General features: G+C 65.4%; 26 protein-coding genes and 1 pseudogene. 17 read left to right on the forward strand and 10 right to left on the reverse strand.

Annotated elements, in window-relative coordinates; all coding sequences use genetic code 11:
- Positions 1-2: 2 nt before the first annotated feature.
- Positions 3-164 carry a hypothetical protein gene (locus GRZ55_RS06225; protein WP_169286056.1) on the reverse strand — a complete coding sequence of 54 codons (162 nt, stop codon included), beginning with the start codon at positions 162-164 and terminating at the stop codon, positions 3-5.
- A 210-nt stretch (positions 165-374) separates the two neighbouring features.
- Between GRZ55_RS06225 and GRZ55_RS06230 the strand changes: the two are divergent.
- Positions 375-770 (forward strand): annotated as a pseudogene (locus GRZ55_RS06230) (endonuclease domain-containing protein).
- Between the two features lie 41 nt (positions 771-811).
- The gene (locus GRZ55_RS06235) at positions 812-3,403 is read left to right on the forward strand and encodes a glycine--tRNA ligase subunit beta (RefSeq protein WP_169286057.1); all 2,592 of its coding nucleotides are present in this window, start codon (positions 812-814) and stop codon (positions 3,401-3,403) included.
- On the opposite strand, the gene GRZ55_RS06240 is transcribed toward GRZ55_RS06235, so the two are convergent.
- Positions 3,400-3,978 (reverse strand): hypothetical protein, encoded by a 579-nt coding sequence (locus GRZ55_RS06240; protein ID WP_169286058.1) that lies wholly within the window; start codon positions 3,976-3,978, stop codon positions 3,400-3,402. The two genes, GRZ55_RS06235 and GRZ55_RS06240, sit on opposite strands and share 4 nt — an antisense overlap.
- Positions 3,979-4,071: 93 nt before the next feature.
- Between GRZ55_RS06240 and GRZ55_RS06245 the strand changes: the two genes are divergently transcribed.
- The 3 genes from GRZ55_RS06245 to GRZ55_RS06255 all read left to right on the forward strand — a co-directional run bounded on the left by GRZ55_RS06245 (position 4,072) and on the right by GRZ55_RS06255 (position 7,245).
- Positions 4,072-5,094 carry an L-threonylcarbamoyladenylate synthase gene (locus GRZ55_RS06245; protein ID WP_169286059.1) on the forward strand — a complete coding sequence of 341 codons (1,023 nt, stop codon included), beginning with the start codon at positions 4,072-4,074 and terminating at the stop codon, positions 5,092-5,094.
- A 1-nt stretch (position 5,095) separates the two neighbouring features.
- On the forward strand, positions 5,096-6,511 hold the full coding sequence (locus tag GRZ55_RS06250) for an FAD-binding oxidoreductase (RefSeq protein WP_246734571.1): 1,416 nt from the start codon (positions 5,096-5,098) through the stop codon (positions 6,509-6,511).
- 170 nt (positions 6,512-6,681) lie between these two features.
- Positions 6,682-7,245 (forward strand): DUF6101 family protein, encoded by a 564-nt coding sequence (locus GRZ55_RS06255; protein ID WP_169286061.1) that lies wholly within the window; start codon positions 6,682-6,684, stop codon positions 7,243-7,245.
- Between the two features lie 18 nt (positions 7,246-7,263).
- On the opposite strand, the gene GRZ55_RS06260 is transcribed toward GRZ55_RS06255, so the two are convergent.
- Both GRZ55_RS06260 and ubiA read right to left on the reverse strand, forming a co-directional pair.
- The gene (locus GRZ55_RS06260) at positions 7,264-7,863 is read right to left on the reverse strand and encodes a YdeI family protein (RefSeq protein ID WP_169286062.1); all 600 of its coding nucleotides are present in this window, start codon (positions 7,861-7,863) and stop codon (positions 7,264-7,266) included.
- Between the two features lie 7 nt (positions 7,864-7,870).
- Entirely contained in the window at positions 7,871-8,821 is a 951-nt protein-coding gene (gene ubiA, locus GRZ55_RS06265; protein ID WP_169286063.1) for a 4-hydroxybenzoate octaprenyltransferase, read from the reverse strand.
- Positions 8,822-8,930: 109 nt separating this feature from the next.
- Between ubiA and GRZ55_RS06270 the strand changes: the two genes are divergently transcribed.
- The 3 genes from GRZ55_RS06270 to purD all read left to right on the forward strand — a co-directional run bounded on the left by GRZ55_RS06270 (position 8,931) and on the right by purD (position 10,954).
- Positions 8,931-9,176 (forward strand): antitoxin, encoded by a 246-nt coding sequence (locus tag GRZ55_RS06270; RefSeq protein WP_169286064.1) that lies wholly within the window; start codon positions 8,931-8,933, stop codon positions 9,174-9,176.
- Positions 9,173-9,568, forward strand: a complete 396-nt coding sequence (locus tag GRZ55_RS06275) for a type II toxin-antitoxin system VapC family toxin (protein WP_169286348.1) — start codon at positions 9,173-9,175, stop codon at positions 9,566-9,568. The genes GRZ55_RS06270 and GRZ55_RS06275 overlap by 4 nt, the downstream gene beginning before the upstream one ends.
- 108 nt (positions 9,569-9,676) lie before the next feature.
- Positions 9,677-10,954 carry a phosphoribosylamine--glycine ligase gene (gene purD, locus GRZ55_RS06280; RefSeq protein ID WP_169286065.1) on the forward strand — a complete coding sequence of 426 codons (1,278 nt, stop codon included), beginning with the start codon at positions 9,677-9,679 and terminating at the stop codon, positions 10,952-10,954.
- A 5-nt stretch (positions 10,955-10,959) separates the two neighbouring features.
- Here purD and GRZ55_RS06285 read toward each other — a convergent pair whose 3' ends face one another.
- From GRZ55_RS06285 to GRZ55_RS06295, 3 genes are all read right to left on the reverse strand, one after another.
- The gene (locus tag GRZ55_RS06285; protein ID WP_169286066.1) at positions 10,960-11,307 is read right to left on the reverse strand and encodes a HigA family addiction module antitoxin; all 348 of its coding nucleotides are present in this window, start codon (positions 11,305-11,307) and stop codon (positions 10,960-10,962) included.
- On the reverse strand, positions 11,307-11,597 hold the full coding sequence (locus tag GRZ55_RS06290) for a type II toxin-antitoxin system RelE/ParE family toxin (RefSeq protein WP_169286067.1): 291 nt from the start codon (positions 11,595-11,597) through the stop codon (positions 11,307-11,309). The genes GRZ55_RS06285 and GRZ55_RS06290 overlap by 1 nt, the downstream gene beginning before the upstream one ends.
- A 65-nt stretch (positions 11,598-11,662) precedes the next feature.
- A complete protein-coding gene (locus GRZ55_RS06295; RefSeq protein WP_169286349.1) occupies positions 11,663-11,884 on the reverse strand; it encodes a hypothetical protein in 222 nt (73 codons plus the stop codon).
- 111 nt (positions 11,885-11,995) lie between these two features.
- On the opposite strand from GRZ55_RS06295, the gene GRZ55_RS06300 reads away from it, so the two are divergent.
- Both GRZ55_RS06300 and GRZ55_RS06305 read left to right on the forward strand, forming a co-directional pair.
- A complete protein-coding gene (locus tag GRZ55_RS06300; RefSeq protein WP_169286068.1) occupies positions 11,996-13,774 on the forward strand; it encodes an acyl-CoA dehydrogenase in 1,779 nt (592 codons plus the stop codon).
- An 11-nt stretch (positions 13,775-13,785) separates the two neighbouring features.
- Positions 13,786-14,538, forward strand: coding sequence for a crotonase/enoyl-CoA hydratase family protein (locus tag GRZ55_RS06305; protein WP_169286069.1), 753 nt, complete (start codon positions 13,786-13,788; stop codon positions 14,536-14,538).
- Between the two features lie 74 nt (positions 14,539-14,612).
- Here GRZ55_RS06305 and GRZ55_RS06310 read toward each other — a convergent pair whose 3' ends face one another.
- Positions 14,613-15,086 (reverse strand): DUF1772 domain-containing protein, encoded by a 474-nt coding sequence (locus GRZ55_RS06310; protein ID WP_169286070.1) that lies wholly within the window; start codon positions 15,084-15,086, stop codon positions 14,613-14,615.
- Between the two features lie 141 nt (positions 15,087-15,227).
- On the opposite strand from GRZ55_RS06310, the gene GRZ55_RS06315 reads away from it, so the two are divergent.
- On the forward strand, positions 15,228-15,800 hold the full coding sequence (locus tag GRZ55_RS06315; protein WP_246734580.1) for a TetR/AcrR family transcriptional regulator: 573 nt from the start codon (positions 15,228-15,230) through the stop codon (positions 15,798-15,800).
- Positions 15,758-16,027: a hypothetical protein gene (locus tag GRZ55_RS06320; RefSeq protein WP_169286031.1), complete on the forward strand. Its 270-nt coding sequence runs from the start codon at positions 15,758-15,760 to the stop codon at positions 16,025-16,027. The genes GRZ55_RS06315 and GRZ55_RS06320 overlap by 43 nt, the downstream gene beginning before the upstream one ends.
- 55 nt (positions 16,028-16,082) lie before the next feature.
- On the opposite strand, the gene GRZ55_RS06325 is transcribed toward GRZ55_RS06320, so the two are convergent.
- Positions 16,083-16,994: an NAD(P)-dependent oxidoreductase gene (locus tag GRZ55_RS06325; protein ID WP_169286072.1), complete on the reverse strand. Its 912-nt coding sequence runs from the start codon at positions 16,992-16,994 to the stop codon at positions 16,083-16,085.
- A gap of 392 nt (positions 16,995-17,386) precedes the next feature.
- Between GRZ55_RS06325 and GRZ55_RS06330 the strand changes: the two genes are divergently transcribed.
- On the forward strand, positions 17,387-18,595 hold the full coding sequence (locus GRZ55_RS06330) for an NAD(P)/FAD-dependent oxidoreductase (protein WP_169286073.1): 1,209 nt from the start codon (positions 17,387-17,389) through the stop codon (positions 18,593-18,595).
- 195 nt (positions 18,596-18,790) lie between these two features.
- On the opposite strand, the gene pdxH is transcribed toward GRZ55_RS06330, so the two are convergent.
- Positions 18,791-19,405: a pyridoxamine 5'-phosphate oxidase gene (gene pdxH, locus GRZ55_RS06335; protein ID WP_169286074.1), complete on the reverse strand. Its 615-nt coding sequence runs from the start codon at positions 19,403-19,405 to the stop codon at positions 18,791-18,793.
- Between the two features lie 44 nt (positions 19,406-19,449).
- Between pdxH and GRZ55_RS06340 the strand changes: the two genes are divergently transcribed.
- The 4 genes from GRZ55_RS06340 (at position 19,450) to GRZ55_RS06355 (ending at position 22,506) form a co-directional block, all read left to right on the forward strand.
- Positions 19,450-19,902 (forward strand): RT0821/Lpp0805 family surface protein, encoded by a 453-nt coding sequence (locus GRZ55_RS06340; protein ID WP_169286075.1) that lies wholly within the window; start codon positions 19,450-19,452, stop codon positions 19,900-19,902.
- A gap of 89 nt (positions 19,903-19,991) precedes the next feature.
- Complete coding sequence (locus GRZ55_RS06345) at positions 19,992-20,948, forward strand: DnaJ C-terminal domain-containing protein (protein ID WP_169286076.1); 957 nt, start codon at positions 19,992-19,994, stop codon at positions 20,946-20,948.
- Positions 20,949-21,058: 110 nt separating this feature from the next.
- On the forward strand, positions 21,059-21,880 hold the full coding sequence (gene fabI, locus GRZ55_RS06350; protein ID WP_169286077.1) for an enoyl-ACP reductase FabI: 822 nt from the start codon (positions 21,059-21,061) through the stop codon (positions 21,878-21,880).
- 32 nt (positions 21,881-21,912) lie between these two features.
- Entirely contained in the window at positions 21,913-22,506 is a 594-nt protein-coding gene (locus GRZ55_RS06355; RefSeq protein WP_169286078.1) for a histidine phosphatase family protein, read from the forward strand.
- Positions 22,507-22,519: the final 13 nt, after the last annotated feature.

Below are 22,519 nucleotides of genomic sequence, written 5' to 3' on the forward strand. Positions count from 1 at the left end.
GATCAGGCCGCCTCGATCATCTCCGCCATCATGGCGACCGGGCTCGAGGCCGGCTTCATCGTCTCCAGCGCGCGGCGCACGCCCTGCAATTCATCGGCAAAGGCCATGTGGGCTGCAAGGCATGCCGACAGGGCGATGATGTGGAGGACGGCTGCGGGTTTCATCGGTCTTCTCGCGGTCCCTTGTTGGCGAAAAGTGTTCGTGAGACCCGTTATGCGCGCGCGGCCCTGAACCGGCCGTGGCCGGCCCGTTCATGCGGCGTTTAGGCGGAGAGGTGACAGGGGGCGGCGGAGGCGGCATCCTTCACGCAGGAGGGTGGGAGAATGCCCAAGCTCGACAAATTTCGCCTTGCCACCGCGTAGCGTCTGCGTTCCTTGATGACCGAAGAAGAACGCATCCTTTGGCATCACCTCTGGCGCATCCCTGTCGAGGGCACGCATTTTCGCAAGCAGGCACCGATTGGGCGGTACGTGGCCGACTTCGCCTCTCACCGCCTGAAGCTGGTGATCGAACTCGACGGTTCCCATCACGGCGACGAGGAGAACCTGGCCGGCGACGCCAAACGGGATCGCTGGCTGGAGAGCCAAGGCTAGCGGGTTCTGCGTTTCTGGAACCACGAGGTCAAAAAGGAACTGGATTCGGTGCTCGATACGATTTATGCCGCCGTGCGCGACCGGAGCGCCCACCTCCCCCTGGATGGGGGAGGTCGCCGCGAAGCGGCGGGAGGGGGTGTTCCGCGGTCGAAGAACGACACCCCACCCCGGCGCTGACGCGCCGACCCTCCCCATCAAGGGGAGGGTGAGGAGCCCCAATGCCCGACCTTCTTCTCGAACTCCGCAGCGAAGAAATTCCCGCCCGCATGCAGCGCAAGGCAGCCGGCGACCTGAAGAAGATGGTCACCGACGGGCTGGTGGAAGCGGGGCTGACCTATGAGGCGGCGAGCGAATACTGGACGCCGCGCCGGCTGGCGCTCGACATCCGCGGCGTGACCGCGCGGTCGAAGGACGTGCGCGAGGAGATCAAGGGCCCGCCGACAAAAGCGCCCGAACAGGCGATCCAGGGTTTTGTGCGCAAGACGGGGCTGGCCTCGATCGAGGACGCGCAGATCCAGAGCGATCCCAAGAAGGGCGATTTCTACGTGGCGGTGATCGAGAAGCCGGGCCGCGGGGCGGAAGAGATCGTGGCCGAGATCATGCCGGCCATCATCCGCGACTTTCCCTGGCCGAAATCGATGCGCTGGGGCGCGGCCTCGGCGAAGCCGGGAAGCCTGCGCTGGGTGCGGCCGCTGCAATCGATCCTGTGCACCTTCGGGCCGGAGACCGAGGAACCGGTGGTGGTCGATTTCGAGGTCGACGGGATCCGTGCGGGCAATGTGACCTATGGCCATCGCTTCCACGCACCGGCCGAAATCACCGTGCGCCGCTTCGACGACTATGTTGCCAAGCTGGAGGCGGCGAAGGTGATCCTCGACGCCGAACGGCGCAAGCGCATCATCTTCGATGACGCCAAGAACCTGGCCTTCGCATCGGGGCTGGAGCTGGTGGAGGACGAGGGGCTGCTGGAAGAGGTCGCGGGGCTGGTCGAATGGCCGGTCGTGCTGCTCGGCGAATTCGAGCGGGAATTCCTCGACATTCCCGACGAGGTGATCCGGCTGACCATCCGGGCGAACCAGAAATGTTTTGTGACGCGGCCGCTGCACCCCTCATCCGGCCCTTCGGGCCACCTTCTCCCACAAGGGGAGAAGGAAGGGCGCGGCGGCGCGGCCGGCTTCCCCTCTCCCCTTGTGGGAGAGGGTGGATCGGCGCGCAGCGCCGAGACGGGTGAGGGGTCCCTCGGCCTCACCAACCGTTTTGTCATCACCTCCAACATCGAGGCGACCGATGGCGGAACGGTGATCGCGCATGGCAATGGCAAGGTGGTGCGGGCCAGGCTGTCGGATGCCGTGCATTTCTGGAAGACAGACCAGGCGGACCTGCCCGACCGGGGCAAGCTGATGGCGTCGGCGGAAAAGCTCGGGCTGGATCTTAAAAAGCCGCTCGACCAGCGCATGGCCCGCCTCGACCAGCTGGGCGTGACCTTCCATGCCAAGCTTGGCACGCAGGGCGAGCGCGTGGAGCGCATCATGCGGCTGGCGGGCGAGATTGCGCCGCTGGTCGGCGCCGATCCGATTGAGGCGCGCCGCGCGGCCCTGCTCGCCAAGGCCGATCTGCAGACCGAGATGGTGGGCGAGTTCCCCGAGCTCCAGGGCGCGATGGGCCGCAAATATGCTTTGCTGCAGGGCGAGGACCCGGCGGTGGCGGCGGCCATCGAGGAGCATTACCGGCCGCTGGGACCATCGGATGTCGTGCCGACGGAGCCGGTGTCCATCGCCGTGGCGCTGGCCGACAAGCTCGACACGCTGGTGGGCTTTTGGGCCATCGACGAGAAGCCGACGGGGTCGAAGGATCCCTATGCGCTGCGGCGGGCGGCGCTGGGGGTGATCCGGATTGTGGTGGAGAATGGGGTAAGGCTCAGGATTGGTGAAGCAGCATATACGGCATATGCCAGCAAGCTTGAGCAGTGGGCTGTTTCGTACCTCGCTCGTTATCGAATCAAACCCGACAATCCGAAGGTGACCGCACTGACCGATTTCATGGCAAATGGTCAGTTTGCAGGTTTGCAGGCGGTCCTAAACAAGGCAAATGCAGGACACCTGCTTTTGGCCGACCCTTCGACCCTCGAGAATCCGCGCGACACGCTCTATCAGGAACTCGTATCGACGATCCGACTATCGTCTGACCTCCTCTCCTTCTTCCTCGACCGCCTGAAGGTGTATCTCCGCGACAAGGGTGCAAGGCACGATCTGATCGACGCGGTGCTGGCGAGTGGGGCTCACCTCCCCCTTGATGGGGGAGGTCGCGCCGAAGGCGCAGGAGGGGGTGAAGGCCACCCCACCCCGGCGCTCCGCGCCGACCCTCCCCATCAAGGGGAGGGTGGGGGTAACGACGACCTGCTCCTCATCGTCCGCCGCGTTCAGGCGCTGTCGGAGCTGCTCGACACCGAGAACGGCAAGAATCTGGTGGCCGGCACCAAGCGCGCGGCCAACATCCTGGCGGCCGAGGAGAAGAAGGGCACGGCGATTGCCGAAGCCGTCGATCCCGCGCTGTTCAGCGATGCAGCCGAGACGCGGCTGTTCGAGGCGGTGAATCAGGCCGAGAACAAAGCCGGCCAAGCGATTCAAAACCAAGACTTTTCGGCCGCCATGGTCGCGCTTGCAGCTTTGCGTGAACCCGTTGATTCATTCTTCGAGGATGTTCTCGTGAATGATGAGGATCAGGCGGTGCGTGCCAACCGGCTGGCGCTGCTCGCGCGCATCCGGGCGGCCACCGGCCAGGTCGCGGATTTCTCGAAGATCGCCGGCTAGAGACGCCGGTCGACCGGCGGCGCCGGTTCCGGACGGGACGAAGCCGACGGGCTTGAGGAGCCGCGTGCGGAACCACCGTTGCTGACGGGAGGCGCGGCTGAAGTCCGGCTGGGCTCAGACGGCCTTTCGGGTGGCGATGCTTGCTGCTGCGCGGGCGCAGCGGCGGCCGGCGCGGCCTGCATGCCCGGGAAGGCCATTCCGACAAGGCCGCCGCGAATGACCATCGGCGAGAGTTCGCGGGCGACCTGACGCGGGGCGGTGTCGATGGGTTTCGTTTCGGGTCCGATGGAAGCGATGCTGCGGGGCGAGGTCGCATCATCCGGGGCCGGCGGCATGGCGGTGATCGAGGTGCTGACCGAGACGTAGCGCGGCGCGGCGATGACCCGGGGCTCCTCGCTTCCATTGCTGGCGGTGATGGTCGCGTCGACCGGCAGGGCAATTTCGCGTGCCTCGTCCATGACCAGGAAGGACGGGCCGCTGCCGGTCTCGATGGGGGCGGGGCTGAGGAAGGATCCGGCGGCGGCGCCCGACAGGATCGTGCCCGTCAGGAGCGTTCCAGCAAGAATGCGCAACACGATATCTGTCTCCGAACATTTCCCGGCCGGCGACCGTCCGCCCACCTTCGACACTGGAAAAATTGGCAAAGCCTAGCGGCTGCGGGTTAACGAATGCTATGGAACGCCGCCGCCCGCCGGGCGGCCCGCAACGAGGGTTCCGTGGCCGATATCCTGAAGACTGATGACGCGCTGGACGCAGCCCTCGCCATCCTGGCGCGCGGCGGCATCGTGGCCGTGCCGACGGAAACCGTCTACGGGCTGGCCGGCGACGCCACGAATGGCGCGGCGGTGGCGCGCATCTTCGAGGCCAAGCGCCGGCCGCATTTCAACCCGCTGATCGCCCATGTGGCCGACATGGCAATGGCCGAGCGGCTGGCGGAATTCGATCCCGTCTCGCGCCAGCTGGCGGCGGCCTTCTGGCCGGGGCCGCTGACGCTGGTGCTGCGGCTCAAGGCGAATTCGCCCATCCACCCGCTGGTCACGGCCGGCCTGCCGACCGTGGCGCTCAGGATGCCCGGCGGTTTCGCGCATGAGCTGATCGCCGCCTTCGGCCGGCCGCTGGCCGCCCCCAGCGCCAATTCATCGGGGCGCATCACGGCCACGACGGCCGAGGCGGTTGCCGCCGACCTGGGCGACAGGCTGGAACTGATCGTCGATGGCGGGGCGACGCCGGTGGGTCTGGAATCGACCATCGTGAAGGCGGAAGCTTCCGGCGTGCGCGTGCTTCGGCCAGGCGGCATCGCAGCGGACGCGATCGAGACGGCGGCGGGCGTGAGGCTGCTGCGCGAGGCGACACACGGCATCCAGGCGCCCGGCATGCTCGCCTCGCATTACGCGCCGGGTGCGGCGGTGAGGCCGAACGCGCAGGACGTTCGCGAAGGCGAGGCGCTGCTGGCCTTCGGGCCGGAGCGGATCGAAGGCGCGGCGCGGGCGGTCGCGGTCATGAACCTGTCGGCGAGGGGTGATCTGCGCGAGGCGGCCGCCCATCTCTTCTCCTATCTGGCCGAACTCGACCGTTCGGGCGCGGCCACCATCGCCGTCGAACCCGTGCCCAGCGAGGGCCTGGGCGAGGCGATCAACGACCGGCTGGCACGGGCGGCAGCCCCGCGTGACGGAACGGATGCGGGGGACTAGCATGGCGGAGATGGACAGCCTCCTTTCCCGTTTCGCGGCCATTGTCGGCGACAACAACGCGCTGAGCGAGCCGGACGATATCAGCCCCTACCTCGCCGAACCACGCGACCTGTTTCACGGGCGCGCCGCGATGGTGCTGCGGCCGGGGACGACGGCGGAAGTGGCGGCCATTCTCAAGCTTGCCAGCGAGACCGGCACGCCTGTGGTGCCGCAGGGCGGGAACACGGGTCTCGTCGGCGGGCAGATCCCGGACCGGGCAGGGCGGGCGGTGATCGTGTCGCTGTCGCGCATGAATGCCATCCGGGAGATCGACGTCGCTTCCCGGACGGCGACGGTGGAGGCCGGCGTGGTGCTGCAGCGCCTCCAGGAGGCGGCCGACGAGGCGGGGCTTCTCTTCCCGCTCTCGCTGGGCGCGCAGGGCTCGTGCCAGATCGGCGGCAATCTGTCTTCCAATGCGGGCGGCACCGGCGCGCTGGTCCATGGCAGCGCGCGCGACCTCTGCCTGGGGCTGGAGGTGGTGCTGCCGACCGGCGAGGTGCTGGACGATCTGCGCAAGCTCAAGAAGGACAATACCGGCTACGATCTCAAGAACCTGTTTGTCGGCGCGGAAGGCACGCTCGGCATCATCACGGCGGCGGTCGTGAAGCTGGTGCCGAAGCCCAGGGGAAGGGAACTGGCGTGGATCGGGCTGGAGAACCCGAAAGCCGCGCTGGAGCTTTTCGGCCGCGCGCAGGAGCGGGCGGGCGCGGCGTTGACGGCGTTCGAACTGGCGGGCCGCAACGCGCTGGAATTCGTGTTGCGCCACCGCGACGGCGCGGCCGATCCGCTGGCCTCGCGCCATCCCTGGTACGTGCTGGCGGAGATATCGTCGGGGCGTTCGCCCGAGGATGCGCGGACGCTGATGGAGGAAATACTGGGCGACGGGCTGGAGCGCGGGCTGCTTGCCGACGCGGCCCTGGCGCAAAGCCTCGCCCAGCAGGCGGCCTTCTGGCATCTGCGCGAGGAGATGTCCTGGGCCCAGAAGCCCGAGGGCGCCTCGATCAAGCACGACATCTCGGTGCCGGTGGCCGCGATCCCCGATTTCATCGAGAAGGCGGGCGAGGCGGTGGCGCATGTCTCGGCCGAAGCGCGCGTCGTGTGTTTCGGGCACATGGGCGACGGCAATCTGCACTACAACGTCTCGCAGCCCGTGGGCGCGGAGCGGGACAGCTTCCTGGCGCTCTACCGCGACATGAACGACGCGGTGCACGCCGTGGTGCGCGCGTTCGAAGGCTCGTTCTCGGCCGAGCACGGCATCGGCTCGATGAAGCGCGACGAACTTGCCCGCACCGCGCCGCCCGTCGCGCTCGACCTGATGCGGCGGGTGAAGACGGCGTTCGACCCCGCGGGGATCATGAACCCCGGCAAGGTGATCTGAGCTTCAGGTCGCATTTCGATAACCATCTGGAAAATCCAGCAAAATTTAACCGAACTTCTTAAGCGCGGCGGTAAGGGTCGGCGCCTAGTCTCACCCCCATAACGAGGCGGAAAAATCCGCCCGCGAGAGACCTGACAGGGCTCTCAGGAGAGACAGGAAGGCGCAGACCTATGAATGCAGGGCTCAAACCCGTGTGGGCCGGCCGCAACATGCGGCTTGATCCGTTCCGGCTGCCGCAGGCGGTCAGTTATGCCACCCGCGACGATTTCGGCGACGTCACCTTCATGATCGACAAGCGGGGCGCGACGGTGAAGCGGATGCTGTCGGGCAGCCGGCTCCCGGCGACGGTGATCCTGCCCGCCAACGCCTTCAAGGGCGTGGCCGCGCGTGCCATCGAGGACGAGGACGGCGCGGTGACGGTCACCCTCGAACTCATGCATCACGACCCCATGCTGAGCGTGCCGCTGCTGGTTGCCGACGATCTCGACGACGTGGCCGCCGACTGGCGCACCTGGGCGGAAGCCTATCGCCTGCCGATGCTGCTGGTGGAGGCCGACGGCGTGGCCCGCCCGCTCGAGGAAAGCCTGGGCGAGGTCAAGGTCGCCAAACCGGTTCAGCGCCGCAAGGGCCGCCTGACGCTTGGCCGTCGCCCCCGCTTCCTGGCGCGGCGCAAGACCGGCAAGCTCGGCCTGCGGCTGATGGTGGACGGCGAGGAGATCATCGCCCGGCGGTGATCTCGGAGACGCGCGCGGCTATTTCAGCTTCTGCGGATAGATCGTCTCGCCGCGCGCGAGCATGGCGACGAAGTCGGCGACCTTCTTCCGGCGTCCGGCTTCGGTCTTCATGTTGTGAAGGCGGAAGGCGAGCGCGAAACGGTTCTGGGCCGAGAGCATTTCCAGCATCGCGCTTGCTGCAGGCTCGGCCTCGATCGCGGCGATGAGGTCGTCCGGAAGAACCATGTCCTTGCCGCTGGCATAGGCCCGCTCCCAGCGCCCGTCCGCCTTGGCGGCCTCGACATGGGCAAGCCCGTGTCCCGTCATCCGGCCTTCCTCGATCAGCCGTGCGACATTGTCGACATTGATCCTGCTCCAGATGCTTTTGCGGCCGCGTGGCGTATAGCGCTGGAGGAAGCTCTTTTCGTCGAAGCCCTTGCGGATGCCGTCGATCCAGCCCCAGCACAAAACGACGTCGATCGCCTCCTTGGCGGTGATAGATTTCAGCCCTGACCCGACCTTGTGGATCTTGATCCAGATTTCGTCGGCCTTGTCGTGGTTTTCGCCGAGCCAGCGGTAGAAGGTGTCGGCATCGACGAATTCGCGGATCTTTGCGGGGTCGACGAAGACTGGGGCCATGGGGATCCTATGGAAGGAAGGCGCCGACCAGCAGCCCGCCGAAGATCAGCCAGCCCACGATCGAGTTCGACTGGAAAAGCTTCAGGCACTGATCGCCGTCGTCGATGTCCAGGACGCGGATCTGATAGCCCATGTGGAGAGCGGCGGCCGCCAGACCGACATAGGCGAGCGCCGGCACGCCGGCTGACCAGAAGGCGAGCGCGAAGAGAACGAGGGCGCCCGTGTAGAGCAGGGCGAGCGCAGGTTTCGTCTTCTCGCCGAAGAGCCGCGCCGTGGAGCGCACGCCGACCAGCGCGTCGTCCTCCTTGTCCTGATGGGCATAGATCGTGTCGTAGCCGATGACCCACAGGATCGAGCCGACATAGAGCAGGGCGGGCGCCATCGCGAGGCTGCCGAAATGGCCGGCCCAGCCCATCCATGCGCCCCAGGAGAAGGCAAAGCCGAGAAAGAGCTGCGGCCAGTCGGTGAATCGTTTTGCAAATGGGTAGATCGCCACGGTCAGAAGCGAGGCCACCCCGACGCCGATTGCGAACCAGTTGAACTGCAGGAGGACGACGAGGCCGACGAGGCATTGCGCCAAGAGGAAGGCCCAGGCCTGGCGGCGCGTGGCCTGGCCGGAGGGAAGCGGCCGCGAGCGCGTCCGCGCGACCTTCTCGTCGATGTCCTGGTCGACGATGTCGTTATAGGTGCAGCCCGCGCCCCGCATGGCGATGGCGCCGATCATGAACAGGGTAAGGTGGAAGGGGAGTTGCCAGGAGAGCATCCCGGCGGGTGCGGCAACGGCAAGGGCTGCCGACCACCAGCATGGCCACATCAACAGCCACCAGCCGATTGGCCGGTCCCAGCGGGCGAGCTGCGCGAAGGGCCAGAGCCCGCGTGGCAGGGCGCGGTAGACCCAATGCCCGGTCGGGGCATCCGCCACGCGCCCGCGCGCCTCTTTCGACTGGATGGTGTCCATGAGGATTCAAGTGGCAGGGGTCAGTGGGGACGTCAAGGCTCCACGAGACTTTGCCAATGCTGGGATTGAGTGCTATATATCAAAGATATGCAGCATCTGGAGATGTGCGATGACGGACACCGCGAAAGTCTTCTGGTCCGGCCGCTCGCAGGCCGTACGCCTTCCACGCGACTATCGTTTCGAAGCGGAGGAAGTGCGCATCAGGAGACGCGGCAGGGCCGTGATACTGGAGCCATTGGTCGAGGACTGGGCATGGCTTGACGGACTGGCAGGCGATCTGGATGAGGATTTCGAGAAAGCGGCGAGCGAAGAGATAGAGGCTCAGGCGAGGCCGGACCTGGACTTCTTCCGCTGATGTATCTGCTCGACACCAATGCGGTGATCGCGGCGCTGAAAGGGCACGCCGGCCTGTTGGCGCGCATTCGCGGCCAGAAGACACAGGACGTCTGCGTATCTTCCATCGTTCTCCATGAACTCTACTACGGCGCCTTTCGAAGTGCGCGGCTCGAAGCCAATCTGCAGCGGGTGGATGCTCTTCAGTTCCAGGTCGTCGACTTTGACAGGGAGGACGCGAGAAAGGCTGGGGAGGTTCGTGCCGTGCTGCCGGCATCCGGTTCGCCGATCGGGCCCTACGACGTGCTGATCGCTGGGCAGGCGCTGTCGCGGGAACTGACGCTCGTTTCACGCAATAGGCGTGAGTTTGTCCGCGTGCCGGAATTGCGCCTCGAAGATTGGGAGACGGGTTAGACTTGATTGGCCGTTGTGCATAACCCTGCCGCGGGGCCAAGCTGATTGACCGGGTCGACATCGCGCCTTAACCGGACGACCAGCAAAGCGCTTGGAGACTCCTTTTCCATGAACATCCTTCTCATCGGCTCGGGCGGGCGCGAGCATGCGCTGGCCTGGAAGCTTGCCGCCTCGCCGCAGCTGACGAAGCTCTATTGCGCGCCGGGCAATCCGGGCATCGCGCGCGAGGCCGAATGCGTGGCCCTGGACGTGACCGATCACGCGGCGGTGGCGGCGTTTGCGAAGGCCAATGACATCGGCCTCGTCGTCGTGGGGCCGGAGGCGCCTCTGGTGGCAGGCATGGCCGACGATCTCGAGGCGGAAGGCATCCGCGTCTTCGGGCCGTCGAAGGCGGCAGCGCGGCTCGAGGGCTCGAAGGGTTTCACCAAGGATCTGTGCGCGCGCTTCAACATTCCGACAGGCGCCTATGGGCGCTTTTCCGATGCGGCGGCGGCCAGGGCCTATGTCGAGGCGCAAGGTGCGCCGATCGTGGTCAAGGCCGACGGGCTTGCGGCCGGCAAGGGCGTGACGGTGGCAATGACGGTGGCGGAAGCGCTCGGCGCGATCGACGCCTGTTTCGATGGCGCCTTCGGCGGCGCGGGCGCGGAGGTCGTGGTCGAGGAATTTCTCGATGGCGAGGAAGCGAGTTTCTTCTGCCTGTGCGACGGGACGAGCGCGCTGCCTTTTGGCTCCGCGCAGGACCACAAGCGTGTCGGCGAAGGCGACACGGGCCCCAACACCGGCGGCATGGGCGCCTATTCGCCGGCACCCGTGATGACGCCGGAGATGACCGCCCGGGTGATGGACGAGATCGTCAAGCCGACGCTGGCCGGCATGGCGGAGCTTGGTTGTCCCTTCCAGGGCGTGCTCTTTGTCGGGCTGATGATCACGGCGCAAGGCCCGCAGCTGATCGAATATAATGTGCGCTTCGGCGACCCCGAATGCCAGGTGCTGATGATGCGGCTGAAGGACGATCTGCTGCCGTTGCTCAACGGCGCGGTCGACGGGCAATTGTCCCACATGAGCGCGCGTTGGCGCGATGACGCCGCCCTGACGGTCGTAATGGCCGCCAACGGCTATCCCGGCACGCCGCAGAAGGGTAGCGTCATTTCCGGACTGGAAAAAGCGGCCGGCGAGGGCACGGAAATCTTCCATGCCGGCACGGCGGAGAAGGACGGACAGCTGGTCGCCGCCGGCGGGCGGGTGCTCAATGTCACGGCGCTCGGAAAGACCGTGACCGAGGCGCGTGACCGGGCCTATGAGGCCGTCGACCGCATCGACTGGCCGCAAGGCTTCTGCCGCCGCGACATCGGCTGGCGGGCGGTGGAGCGGGAGAAAGCGCGCTGATCGCCTCAGGCGACTTTCGCGGGATCGGTTGAGCCGCCGGCGGACCCAAAAGGCTTCACTTTGATTTCGCCTTCCCGCTTGCGTGCCGCGGCAATGTCGTGGCTGTTCTGCATGCGCATGAGCGTATCCATGCGCACACCGAACGCCTTTTCGATGCGCAAGGCCATGTCTGGCGAAAGGGCCGAACGCTCGTTCAGGAAGGCCGACAGGGCAGGCCGCGTAACGCCGAGCGCGCGCGCGGCCTCCGTCACGGTCAGTTCCAGCGGCTCGATGATCTCGGATTTTACGAACCCACCCGGATGGGCGGGGGCATGCATCCGATAATGGGCAGGTTCCGCCAATTCAGCCTCCATCAATGATAGTCCTCATAGTCGAGATCGAGGATTTCGAGTTCGTCCTTGTCGATCCGAAAGGTAAGGCGCCAGTTCTTGCTGACGAAGAGGCTCCATGTGCCTTTCCTGTCGCCGGTTAGGCGGTGCGCTTTCCAGTGCGGCACGTCTGCCAACTCGTCCTCGCTCTCCATGTCCTGGAGGAAGGAGATGATTGTCCTGATCTTCACGACATACTGCCTGGGCAATCCGGCGGGATCATCCTGGAGGATGAGCCGCTTTAGGGCCTTGTGCCTGACACTGCGGATCAGCATAGAGAAATGATAATACACGCTTTGCTAGCGTCAAGTGTAGCGTGTCACTTTACGGGAAAATTGTCTCATCTTTCCTCGAACGGGTCGCGCGCCGGCTTGTCCGGCAGCGATCCTTCCGCCGCGCGCTTCCTGTGGTGCGCCATGGAGCATTGGGGCGAGCAGAGCACACCGCGGTCGCACCAATAGGCGGGACCTTCCTCCAGCCTGCCGTAATGCAGGTGGAAACCGGCGGCCCCGAAGGGCAGGCCACACTCGATGCAGCGATGTCGTTCGGGACGGGCAAGCATCATGTGGCTCCGCATCAGGAGGGGCGCGACACATGCCGCAATTGACGTTTACGTCAAAAGAAATTAGCTCTCGGTCAAGTATGTAAGCGACACGACCGGAGGAGCCAAGTCATGTATCGCGCGCCCGTGGCGGATATCGCCTTCACCCTCAAACACGTGGCTGGACTGTCGTCCGCGCTCCATGCGGGCGTGCTCGGCGATCTGTCGGAAGATCTCGCCGATGCGGTTCTGACCGAGGCCGGACGCTTTGCCTCCGAGGAGGTCGCGCCGCTGCACAAGGTCGGCGACGAGGTGGGCGCCAGGCTCGACAAGGCCGTCGTCACCATGCCGCCGGGCTGGAAGGATCTTTATCACCGCTGGGTGGAAGGCGGCTGGAACGGGCTGTCGGCGCCTGAAAGCCATGGCGGCCAGGCCCTGCCGATGATGCTTGGCGTGGCGGCACTCGAGATGTGGAATTCGGCCTCGATGGCCTTCGGCATCGGCCCGACGCTCACCATGGGCGCGGTGGAGGCGATCGAGAAGCACGCCTCGGACGAACTCAAGGCGACCTATCTCGATAAACTCGTCTCGGGCGAGTGGATGGGCACGATGAATCTGACGGAGCCGCAGGCGGGCTCCGACCTGAACGCGTTGCGCGCGCGGGCAGAGCCGGCCGGCGACGGCACCTACCGGATCTTCGGCAGCAAGATCTACATCACCTATGGCGAGCACGATTTCACCGACAACATCGTGCATCTGGTGCTGGCGCGCCTGCCCGATGCGCCGGCCGGCACACGCGGCATTTCGCTGTTCGTGGTGCCGAAATTCCTGGTCAATGAGGACGGCTCGCTCGGCCGTCGCAACGACGTCTTCTGCGCCTCCATGGAGCACAAGCTGGGCATCCACGCTTCGCCGACCTGCACCATGGTCTATGGCGACGGCTTTGTGGACGGCGAGGAGGCTGGCGCGATCGGCTGGCTGGTCGGCGAGGAGAATCGCGGGCTCGCCTGCATGTTCACCATGATGAACAATGCAAGGCTTGCCGTCGGCATCCAGGGCGTGGCCGTGGCCGAGACCGCCTTCCAGCGCGCGCTCGCCTATGCCAATGAGCGCCGCCAGGGCAAGGCACCGGGCTATACGGGCGAGGGCATGGCGCCCATCGTGCACCACCCCGACGTCCAGCGCGATCTCCTGACCATGAAGGCGCTGACCCACATCGCCCGCTCGATCTGCTACGCGACCGCGCACGCGACCGACATGGCGCGGGCGAGCGAAGGCGACGATGCCCGCCATTGGCAGGAACGGGCCAATCTGCTGACGCCGATCGCCAAGGCGTTTTCGACCGATATCGGCGTCGAGGTCGCCTCGCTGGGCGTCCAGGTGCATGGCGGCATGGGCTATGTCGAGGAGACGGGGGCGGCGAGCCTCTACCGCGACGCGCGCATCGCGCCGATCTACGAGGGCACCAACGGCATCCAGGCGATCGACCTCGTGACCCGCAAGCTGCCGCAATCGGGCGGCGACCACGTCAAGGGCTACATTGCCGAACTGCGTGCCGACATCGAGGCTGTGCGGTCGTCGAACCGTGAGGGTTTCGGCGCCACGGCGGACCGCTGCGCGGCCGCGCTCGACGCGCTGGAAGAAGCGACCGGTCACCAGCAGCAGGCGCTGGCCGAGGGCCGGCTGGAGCAGGCACTGGCGGGGGCCACGCCCTATCTGCGCCTCTTCGCGCTGGCGGCGGGCGGTGCCTATCTGGCGCGCGCCGCCCTTGCCGGGGAAGACACGGCGCGCGTGGCGCTCTGCCGCTTCCATGCCGAGAACCTGATCGACGAGACGACGGCGCTGAAGCGCCGGGTGATCGACGGCGCCGACAGCCTGCTTGCCGCCGGCGCGGCGCTGGCCACCGCCTGAGGAGCGCGACCATGAGCGAGCATATCGAGATCACCCGCAAGGGCGCCGTGCAGATCATCCGCATGAACCGTCCCGACAAGAAGAACGCCATCACGCGCGCCATGTATGCGGTCATGGCGAAGGCGCTGGGCAACGGCGACGGCGATGGCGATATCCGCTGTCACGTCATCCTCGGCGTGCCGGGCGCGTTCTCGTCCGGCAACGACATCGCCGATTTCATGGCGGTCGCCACGGGCGGGGAGGGCGGCATGGAGGTCTATGACTTCCTGACGGCACTCGCTTTGGCGCAAAAGCCCATTGTCTCGGGCGTCGACGGCATCGCGGTGGGCATCGGCACCACCATCAATCTGCATTGCGACCTGACGCTGGCCACGCCGCGCACCGAGTTCAAGACGCCCTTCGTGGATCTCGGTCTCGTGCCCGAGGCTGGCTCCAGCCTCATCGCGCCGCGCGTAATCGGGCGCCAGAATGCCTTTGCCCTGTTGGGCCTCGGAGAAGGGTTTTCGGCCGACCGTGCGCGCGAGGTCGGGCTGATCCATGCCGTGGTGGCGGAGGATGAGCTGGAGGCCGAGACGCTGGCGCTTGCCGAGCGCGTCGCGGCCAAGCCGCCGGAAGCGCTGAAGATCGCGCGCGACCTGATGCTGGGCGACCGCCAGGAACTGGTTGCAAGGATCAAGCAAGAGGGCGAGCATTTCCGAGCAAGGTTGAAATCCGACGAGGCGCGCAATGCCTTCATGGCGTTCATGGCGCGCAAGAAGGGCTGACACCCGGTCCGGAATTCGCGTTGCTCGATGAGGCCTTTCGGGTTCCAGGCGACGGCGCGCCTGAATGGATAGACCTACGGCCTGGATGGTCGGTCAAGGACGATGGCGGCCAGCAACAGCGCCAAGGCCGCGATCGAGAACGCCGTGCGCCAAAGATGCCAGTTCCACCATTGCGCCCGCAGTTCGCTCCAGCCTGCCGGGAGCGTTTCGACGGCCCACCCCATCACGAGCGCATTGATGGGTTGATTGAAGAAGCGGGTGGTGATGCCTGCCGCTGCCATGAACAGCAGTGCCGACAGATAGAGCCAAAACACAAACCCCTTGTCACGCGCCGACCAGATCAGGACGACAGTGAGCCCGATCGAAGCGAAACCCAGCGCAGGTAGCAGTACGTTCAGACCACGTACTGCCCCCTGGTGCATTTCGACAAAGGCCGTCGGCGTGAGCAAAGTGGGGTCGTATCCGCGCCAGATGCCAAACACGCTTCCGGCGACCAACGCGAAGATCAGCGCAGCGAGAAACTGGCACAGCATGAGCCGAGGGTTCATATCGTCCTCCACGCCAATTTCCACACTGGCGAGAATTTCACTACATCGATACTGTATCGAAATATGAGCGATGTAAAGCCACAAAGACGGCCCTATAGGTCGCGCGTGCGGAAAGCCCAGGCCGCCGAAACCCGCGAAGCCATGCTTGCGGCAGCGAATGACCTGTTTCTGCGGAAGGGATGGGTGGCGACCACGATTGCCGACATTGCGGCAGCGGCGGGTGTTTCCAAGGAAACGGTCTATGCGGTCTTCGGCAACAAGAAGGCCCTGTTGCGGGAACTGATTGCGCGCGCCGTCCGCGGCACCGACCCCGAGACGCCGCTGGTCCAGCAGGATGGGATCGTCACAATCGCTCAGGAGACGGACCAGGCGCGCCAGATCGAGCTTTTTGCCGCCGGGATTGCGACGGTGCTGGCGCGGGTGGCGCCGCTGATGGATGTGGCGCGCGCCGCGGCTGAAACCGATCAGGCCATGTCCGAACTCTACCAGGAACTCCAGCGCGGGCGGCTGAACAATCTCGAATGGTTCGCCAATGGGCTCGGGCGCAACGGCGCGCTGAGAGGCGACATGGATCCCGGCGCGGCCGGCCGTATCCTCTGGCGGCTTGCAAGCCCCGATCTCTTCCTGCTGATGCGGCGCGTCGAGCGGGCCTCCGAAGAGACCTATGTCGAATGGCTTTCGACAAGCCTGAAGCTCCTGCTTCTCCCACGCTGAACCGCAGAATCCTGGCCGATGCCGAGGCTGTCTTCGATGCCTATGTCGAGGCCGGCGGCAATCTCGGCGACACGGCCGACGTCCATGCCGGCGGCGGCAACAAGGAAATGCTGGGGGCCATGATCGAGCGATGGTCTACGGCCTGTTCTTGCCGGCCGCGCGCCAGAACCTGGTCTTTGGCGGAACCACCGTCGTCGACCGCAGATAGGGTGCCGCTCCGGGCATAGGCAGGCGTTGCGGGAGCCCGGCACTCAATGGCGTCCCGGCACTATCGGACCGGACTTAACGCGTCTGCCGCTCGGCGCCCGGGACATATTGGCGCCAGTTGTGCTGTTCCCTGAAGCCGAGAACCTCCCGGATCTTGCGGTTTGAAATGGGCGCTTCGAAAGCGTCCATGGGCCGCGCGATGGGCGTGTTCGGCGCCCATTTGGCGAGAAACGTCTCGCTGGGTTCGTTTGCGGTGATCTCGTCGTTGACGGCGTTGAACACCTGGAAGCCGAGACCGTCCCTGGCGATGCAAAGGTCGACAATCTGACCGAGATCGCGTGCGTCGATATAGCTCCAGGCATTGCGCTTGCGGGACGGTGGATCGGCCAGAAAAGCCGGGAAACTGGCATATTCTTCGGGTTCGATGACATTGCCGATGCGCAGGGCATAGATGTCGGCGCCCGTACGTTGGGCGAAGGCCCTGCCGGTCTTCTCATTGACGAGCTTGGACAGGCCGTAGCTATCCATGGGATCGATGTCATAATCTTCTTCGAGCGGGAACTGCCGATAATCCTTGTCGCCCTCGGCAAAACACACGCCATAGGTGGTTTCGCTCGACGCAATGACGATCTTGCGGATGCCGAGTTTGGTCGCCGCTTCGATGACATTGTACGTCGAGACGACATTGCTTCTGAATGTCTCATTGTCCGGTCGCAGCAGGACCCGGGGAATGGCTGCGAAATGCACCACGGCATCAACGCGGGCCGGTCCTTTGCCGGTCTCGAAGCCTTCGAAACCAAAATGCATCGAGAGCGCATTGAAGACCTGGCCGCTGTCGGTCAGGTCGGTGACGAGCGTGTTGACGCCCTCCAGATCGAGTGGGTTCAGATCGAGATTGAGGACGCTGTGGCCTTGCGCCAGGAGATAGGCAACGGCGTGGCGCCCGGCCTTTCCGCTCCCGCCCGTGAAGATAATCCGCTTGCTCATGCCTGTCCCCTCGCTGCGTCGATTGGCTGCCGTCACGCTCAATCTCCTTCCTGATCATTTAGGGCAAGAGCGTGCCGAAGGCGAAAATCCCCTGTTCTTTCGCCATGTAATGCCGTCTCGCTACCTTCTTGTGATTGGCGACATCACGCTTGTATGTACGACGCGATTGCGCTGGCTTTGGGGATTCGATCGGCCCAAATGTGCAAATGGATCGGTTCCGCCATGATCCAGCAGGGATTGTTGTCGCTGGCGATTGTGTCCCCTAGCCCTTGCCTGTTCATATTTCTCTCCGATCCGAGTGCCGCGAGATAAAATTGCGATGTTCCAAATGACGACGAGGCTGGCCCTGTTGGTGCGCTACCTTTCATGGGCACGGGCGGGTGCTGCGTTCCATGCAGCTTGAGACCTTCGATACCGTCATCCTCGGTGCGGGCGCGGCGGGCATGATGTGCGCGATCCATGCCGCTGCGCGCGGCGGGCGCGTGCTGGTGGTGGATCATGCGAAGGCGCCGGGCGAGAAGATCCGCATTTCCGGCGGTGGCCGTTGCAATTTCACCAATATCGGGACAGCTGCGAAGAACTTCATCTCGACCAACCCGCATTTCGCCAAATCGGCCCTTGGCCGCTACACGCAACACGATTTCATAGCGCTCGTCGAAAAACACGGCATCGCCTGGCACGAAAAGACGCTGGGCCAGCTCTTCTGCGACGATTCGGCGAAACAGATCGTCTCGATGCTTCTGGACGAGATGAACCAGGCCGGCTGCGAATTGCGCTTGAGAACCACGCTCGACTCCATCGAGCGCGACGAGAGCGGCTTTGTCGTCACGCTCGGCGGCGAGGGGGCGGCGAAGATCCGCTGCCGGCATTTCGTCGTGGCCTGCGGCGGCAAGTCGATTCCGAAAATGGGCGCCACCGGCCTTGGCTACCAGATCGCGGAAAAATTCGCGCTCGCCGTCACCGGGACCCGCCCGGCGCTTGTTCCGCTCACCTTCGGCGAGGACGTGCTCGCCGGTTTCCGGGAGATCGCGGGCGTCGCGGCCGACGCGGTCGTGTCCTGCGGCCGGACGTCGTTCGAGGAGGCGTTGCTGTTCACGCATCGCGGTCTCTCCGGGCCGGCGATCCTGCAGATTTCGTCCTATTGGCGCGAAAGGCAGCCGATCCGCATCGCTTTCCTGCCCGGCGACGACGTCCGTGGCGCGCTTTTATCGGCCAAGCGAGAGAACGGCCGCCGTGCGATCTCGACCGCGCTCGGCGACATCCTGCCCAAACGGCTCGCCGCCTATCTCGCCGAGACTCATGGCTGGACCGGACCGATCGGCGAGGCGAGCGACAGGAAGCTCGCCGCCATCGCCGCGACCCTTCAGAACTGGGAGGTCTTTCCGATCGGCTCGGAAGGCTACCGCACAGCCGAGGTGACGCTCGGTGGCGTCGATACGGCCGGGTTGAACTCGCGGACGATGGAAGCCAAGGCCGTCGATGGGCTCTATTTCATCGGCGAGGTCGTCGATGTCACCGGCTGGCTCGGCGGCTACAATTTCCAGTGGGCGTGGTCGTCCGGCTGGGCGGCGGGCACGGCGATTGCGGAGCGGGCGGCATGAACGACGCACACCGAACATCTCGCCATCGCCATCGGCGGTTGCCTGCTGAAGGCGCCGAGGCCGTCATTCCCGGGCGCTCGAACCGGAAGGTGCCGATCGACTATGACGAGGTGCCTACAAGGGCCGCTGGCGCATCGAGGCCGCCTTTGCAGGCTGAATGACTTCCGCCGCCCGCCTCAGCTTGCGGCCCGGCCCTTACGGGTAGAGCCTGACCTTGCGCCACAGGTCTCCCTCGCGCTCGAAGCGTACGCGGTCGTGGAGCCGGAACGGGCGGTCGTGCCAGAACTCGATTTCGGACGGCACGATGCGGAAGCCCGACCAGTATTCGGGCCGCGGGATCGTGCCGATGGCGTGGCGGGTCGTGTATTCGGCCACCGATTTTTCGAGCGCGAAACGGGTTTCCAGCGGTCGCGACTGTTTCGAGGCCCAGGCCCCGATGCGACTGCCGCGCGGGCGCGATTCGAAATAGGCGTCGGCTTCTTCCTGCGTGACGATCTCGACGGCGCCGCGCAGCCGCACCTGGCGGCGCAGGCTCTTCCAGTGGAAGCACATGGCCGCCTTCATCGACGCAAGGATCTCGCCGCCCTTGACGCTTTCGAAATTGGTGTAGAAGACGAAGCCCTTCTCGTCGAAGCCCTTCAGGAGCACCATGCGGACATTGGGCAAGCCTTCGGGATCGACGGTCGCCAGCGCCACGGCCGACGGGTCGTTGATTTCCTTCTGCTCGGCGTCCGCCAGCCAGTCGCCGAAAAGCCGGATCGGCTCGTCAGCTTCGGTAAAGTCATGATCCGTTAACTGTGTCTCTGTCATTCTGTAACTCTTGTCGGAGTTCGCCTTTTCGGGGAGATTGCCGATTGTGGCGTCCAGTTCAAGTCGTTGACCTTATTCGGCTCCGTCCGCTCCTGCGCGGCGGGTTGCTTTTCCTCGTGATGCTGGCCTGCGCCGGGTGCTCGGCCCGTGGCATCACCCTTGATACGATTGCGCAGGACCGTTCGATCATAACCGGCTCCACGGGCACCCAGGCACGTCCCGACGAACAGGTCGTCGCCGACGAGGCCACGGTGCGCAATGCCGTCACCTCGGCCGATCTCGAGAGCCTGCCCGTCGGGGGCATGCTGGCCTGGAACAACTCGCGGACCGGTTCGCGCGGGCGCGTCACCGAAATCGAGGAATACCGCGAATCGGGACGGCCGTGCCGCCGCTTCCAGACCACACGCGAGAGCTTCGACGGGATATCGCTCTATTCGGGCGAAGCCTGCCTGCTTTCGGGCAGCGAATGGACACTGCTTTATTTCCGTCCCCTGTAGAATCGCTACGGGCACTGGAATCTCGTTCTCCGAAGCCGCATATCTAGGCTGCATTTCCATGTCTCGAACGCGTTCCCGCAAGGTGCAATATGCGCGACCCATATGAAGTGCTGGGCGTTGCGAAAAACGCCTCGGCAAAAGACATCAAGTCGGCCTACCGGAAGCTGGCGAAGAAATATCATCCGGACCAGAACCCGGACGATCCGAAGGCTCAGGAGCGCTTCGCAGAGGCGACGCAGGCCTATGACATCGTCGGCGACGACAACAAGCGCGCGGCGTTCGACCGCGGCGAGATCGACGGCGCGGGCAAGCCGCGATTCACGGGCTTCGAAGGCGCGGCCGGCGACGGGACCTATGGCGGCTTCCGCCGGACCCAGCGCGGCCCGGGCGGCGCCCATTTCGAATTTCGGGGCGCCGGGCCCGGAGACGATCCCTTTGCCGATCCGGGCGACATCTTCGCCGAGATTTTCGGCAATGCCTTCGCGGGCAAGGCCAAGACCGGGCCGCGTCCGGGCGCGGGGGCCGCATCCGGAGCCGGCCGCACCGCGCCCCCCAGGGGCGACGTGACGGCCACGCTCGACGTCACGCTGGAAGAGGTGGCTTCCGCCGCCAAGGTGACGGCCAACCTTCCCAACGGTCGACGCATCGCCGTGAAGCTGCCTTCCTACGTCGAGGACGGACAGACCATCCGGCTGAAAGGGCAGGGCGATGCGACCCCGCTCGGCGGGGCCGGCGACGCCCACGTGACCATACGCTTCAGGCGCCATCCCCGTTTCCGGGTCGAGGGACGCGACCTGCATCTCGGCGTGCAGGTGCCGCTGGCCGACGCCGTGCTGGGCACCAAGATCCCGGTCGAGACGCTCGACGGCAAGGTCGCCGTCACGATACCGGCCTGGACGAGTTCCGACCGCTCGCTGCGAATCAAGGGCAAGGGACTGCCGCTCAAGACCGGCGGGCGCGGCGACCTCTACGCCAATGTGCGCATCATGCTGCCGGAAGGCGACGCCGAACTGGAAGCGCTGATGCGCAAGCGCCGCGACGCATGACTTCCGCAGGCGTCAGCAGTCCCTCTTCGCCGTACCCTTCCGCTTGAAGCCCCGACCTCGCTATGCGATAGGCTTTGCCGCAAAGAACAACGTGTGCGGAGAAATGTCCCATGGCAGCGGGCGAAGGCATCCTGGCGGGCAAACGCGGTCTCATCATGGGACTTGCCAATAACCGGTCGATAGCCTGGGGCATCGCCAAGGCATGCGCGGCGCAAGGCGCGGAACTGGCCTTCACCTATCAGGGCGATGCGCTGCGCAAGCGCGTCGAGCCGCTTGCCGCGGAGCTGGGCGCCGTGGTCTGCGGACATTGCGACGTCACCGACCTGTCGACCATGGACGCCTGCTTCGCCGATCTCGAGGAGCGCTGGGGCCAGATCGACTTCCTGGTCCATGCCATCGGCTTTTCCGACAAGAACGAGCTCGAAGGCCGCTATGTCGAGACCACGCGCGACAATTTCCTGAAGACGATGGACATCTCGGTCTATTCGTTCACGGCCGCCGCCCAGCGCGCCGAAAAGCTGATGCCGCAGGGCGGGTCGATCCTGACCATGACCTATTACGGCGCCGAGAAGGTGATGCCGAACTACAACGTGATGGGCGTCGCCAAGGCCGCGCTGGAAGCCAGCGTGCAGTATCTGGCGGTCGATCTCGGACCGAAGAACATCCGCGTCAACGCGGTTTCGGCCGGACCCATCAAGACACTCGCCGCCTCGGGCATCGGCGACTTCCGCTACATCCTCAAATGGAACGAATACAATGCGCCGCTGAGGCGCACCGTCTCCATCGACGAGGTGGGCGACTCCGCACTCTATCTCGTGTCGCCGCTGTCGCGCGGCGTCACCGGCGAGGTGCTGCATGTCGATTCGGGCTATCACGTCATCGGCATGAAGGCCGTCGACGCGCCCGACATCTCGACCGTCATCAACGAGTGACCAATGGGCGGCCTCTGGCCGCGGGCCGACCAATGCCGCCGCTTGCCTATTTCGTGCGCCATGGCCAGACCGACTGGAACGCGGAGGGCCGCTTCCAGGGTCAGGCAGACACCGACATCAACGAGCTCGGCCGCAGCCAGGCCGCGCGCAACGGCAGATTGCTGGCGCGGCTGGAGCCGGATCTGTCGACATTCGACTTCGTGGCCAGTCCGCTCAGGCGAACCTGCCAGACGATGCGGCTCCTGCGCGCCGCGGCGGGACTGGAGCCGGCCGCATTCCGCACCGATCCGGCCCTGATGGAGCTGCATTTCGGCAGCTGGCAGGGCAGCACATTGTCGGAAATCGAGACGACCGATCCGTCGGCGGGAGAACGCAGGGAGGCCGACAAATGGCACTTTCTGCCCGAAGGCGCGGAGGCGGAAAGCTACGCCATGCTCTGCGCCAGGGTGGAGGGGTGGCTGGCCACGCAGAACGAGCCCGTCATCTGCGTCACCCACGGGGGCGTGCTGCGCTCGATCTTCCGCCTCTACGGCGGATTGGATGACGAGGGGGCGGCCAAGCTCACCATTCCGCAGGACCGCGTACTCGTCCTGCGCGATTCCATGCTCGACTGGCACCAGGCCTGACGCCCGGCCGGCG

The organism is Chelativorans sp. ZYF759 (genome assembly GCF_012911015.1).
GTDB lineage: Bacteria > Pseudomonadota > Alphaproteobacteria > Rhizobiales > Rhizobiaceae > ZYF759.

Bases quoted from the DNA above. Each gene is read 5' to 3' on its own strand.
- GRZ55_RS06225 (WP_169286056.1), bottom strand. From the start codon at position 164: ATGAAACCCGCAGCCGTCCTCCACATCATCGCCCTGTCGGCATGCCTT.
- GRZ55_RS06235 (WP_169286057.1), top strand. From the start codon at position 812: ATGCCCGACCTTCTTCTCGAACTCCGCAGCGAAGAAATTCCCGCCCGC.
- GRZ55_RS06245 (WP_169286059.1), top strand. From the start codon at position 4,072: ATGCTATGGAACGCCGCCGCCCGCCGGGCGGCCCGCAACGAGGGTTCC.
- GRZ55_RS06250 (WP_246734571.1), top strand. From the start codon at position 5,096: ATGGCGGAGATGGACAGCCTCCTTTCCCGTTTCGCGGCCATTGTCGGC.
- GRZ55_RS06255 (WP_169286061.1), top strand. From the start codon at position 6,682: ATGAATGCAGGGCTCAAACCCGTGTGGGCCGGCCGCAACATGCGGCTT.
- GRZ55_RS06260 (WP_169286062.1), bottom strand. From the start codon at position 7,863: ATGGCCCCAGTCTTCGTCGACCCCGCAAAGATCCGCGAATTCGTCGAT.
- ubiA (WP_169286063.1), bottom strand. From the start codon at position 8,821: ATGGACACCATCCAGTCGAAAGAGGCGCGCGGGCGCGTGGCGGATGCC.
- GRZ55_RS06270 (WP_169286064.1), top strand. From the start codon at position 8,931: ATGACGGACACCGCGAAAGTCTTCTGGTCCGGCCGCTCGCAGGCCGTA.
- purD (WP_169286065.1), top strand. From the start codon at position 9,677: ATGAACATCCTTCTCATCGGCTCGGGCGGGCGCGAGCATGCGCTGGCC.
- GRZ55_RS06285 (WP_169286066.1), bottom strand. From the start codon at position 11,307: ATGGAGGCTGAATTGGCGGAACCTGCCCATTATCGGATGCATGCCCCC.
- GRZ55_RS06290 (WP_169286067.1), bottom strand. From the start codon at position 11,597: ATGCTGATCCGCAGTGTCAGGCACAAGGCCCTAAAGCGGCTCATCCTC.
- GRZ55_RS06295 (WP_169286349.1), bottom strand. From the start codon at position 11,884: ATGCTTGCCCGTCCCGAACGACATCGCTGCATCGAGTGTGGCCTGCCC.
- GRZ55_RS06300 (WP_169286068.1), top strand. From the start codon at position 11,996: ATGTATCGCGCGCCCGTGGCGGATATCGCCTTCACCCTCAAACACGTG.
- GRZ55_RS06305 (WP_169286069.1), top strand. From the start codon at position 13,786: ATGAGCGAGCATATCGAGATCACCCGCAAGGGCGCCGTGCAGATCATC.
- GRZ55_RS06310 (WP_169286070.1), bottom strand. From the start codon at position 15,086: ATGAACCCTCGGCTCATGCTGTGCCAGTTTCTCGCTGCGCTGATCTTC.
- GRZ55_RS06315 (WP_246734580.1), top strand. From the start codon at position 15,228: ATGCTTGCGGCAGCGAATGACCTGTTTCTGCGGAAGGGATGGGTGGCG.
- GRZ55_RS06320 (WP_169286031.1), top strand. From the start codon at position 15,758: ATGGCTTTCGACAAGCCTGAAGCTCCTGCTTCTCCCACGCTGAACCGC.
- GRZ55_RS06325 (WP_169286072.1), bottom strand. From the start codon at position 16,994: ATGAGCAAGCGGATTATCTTCACGGGCGGGAGCGGAAAGGCCGGGCGC.
- GRZ55_RS06330 (WP_169286073.1), top strand. From the start codon at position 17,387: ATGCAGCTTGAGACCTTCGATACCGTCATCCTCGGTGCGGGCGCGGCG.
- pdxH (WP_169286074.1), bottom strand. From the start codon at position 19,405: ATGACAGAGACACAGTTAACGGATCATGACTTTACCGAAGCTGACGAG.
- GRZ55_RS06345 (WP_169286076.1), top strand. From the start codon at position 19,992: ATGCGCGACCCATATGAAGTGCTGGGCGTTGCGAAAAACGCCTCGGCA.
- fabI (WP_169286077.1), top strand. From the start codon at position 21,059: ATGGCAGCGGGCGAAGGCATCCTGGCGGGCAAACGCGGTCTCATCATG.
- GRZ55_RS06355 (WP_169286078.1), top strand. From the start codon at position 21,913: ATGCCGCCGCTTGCCTATTTCGTGCGCCATGGCCAGACCGACTGGAAC.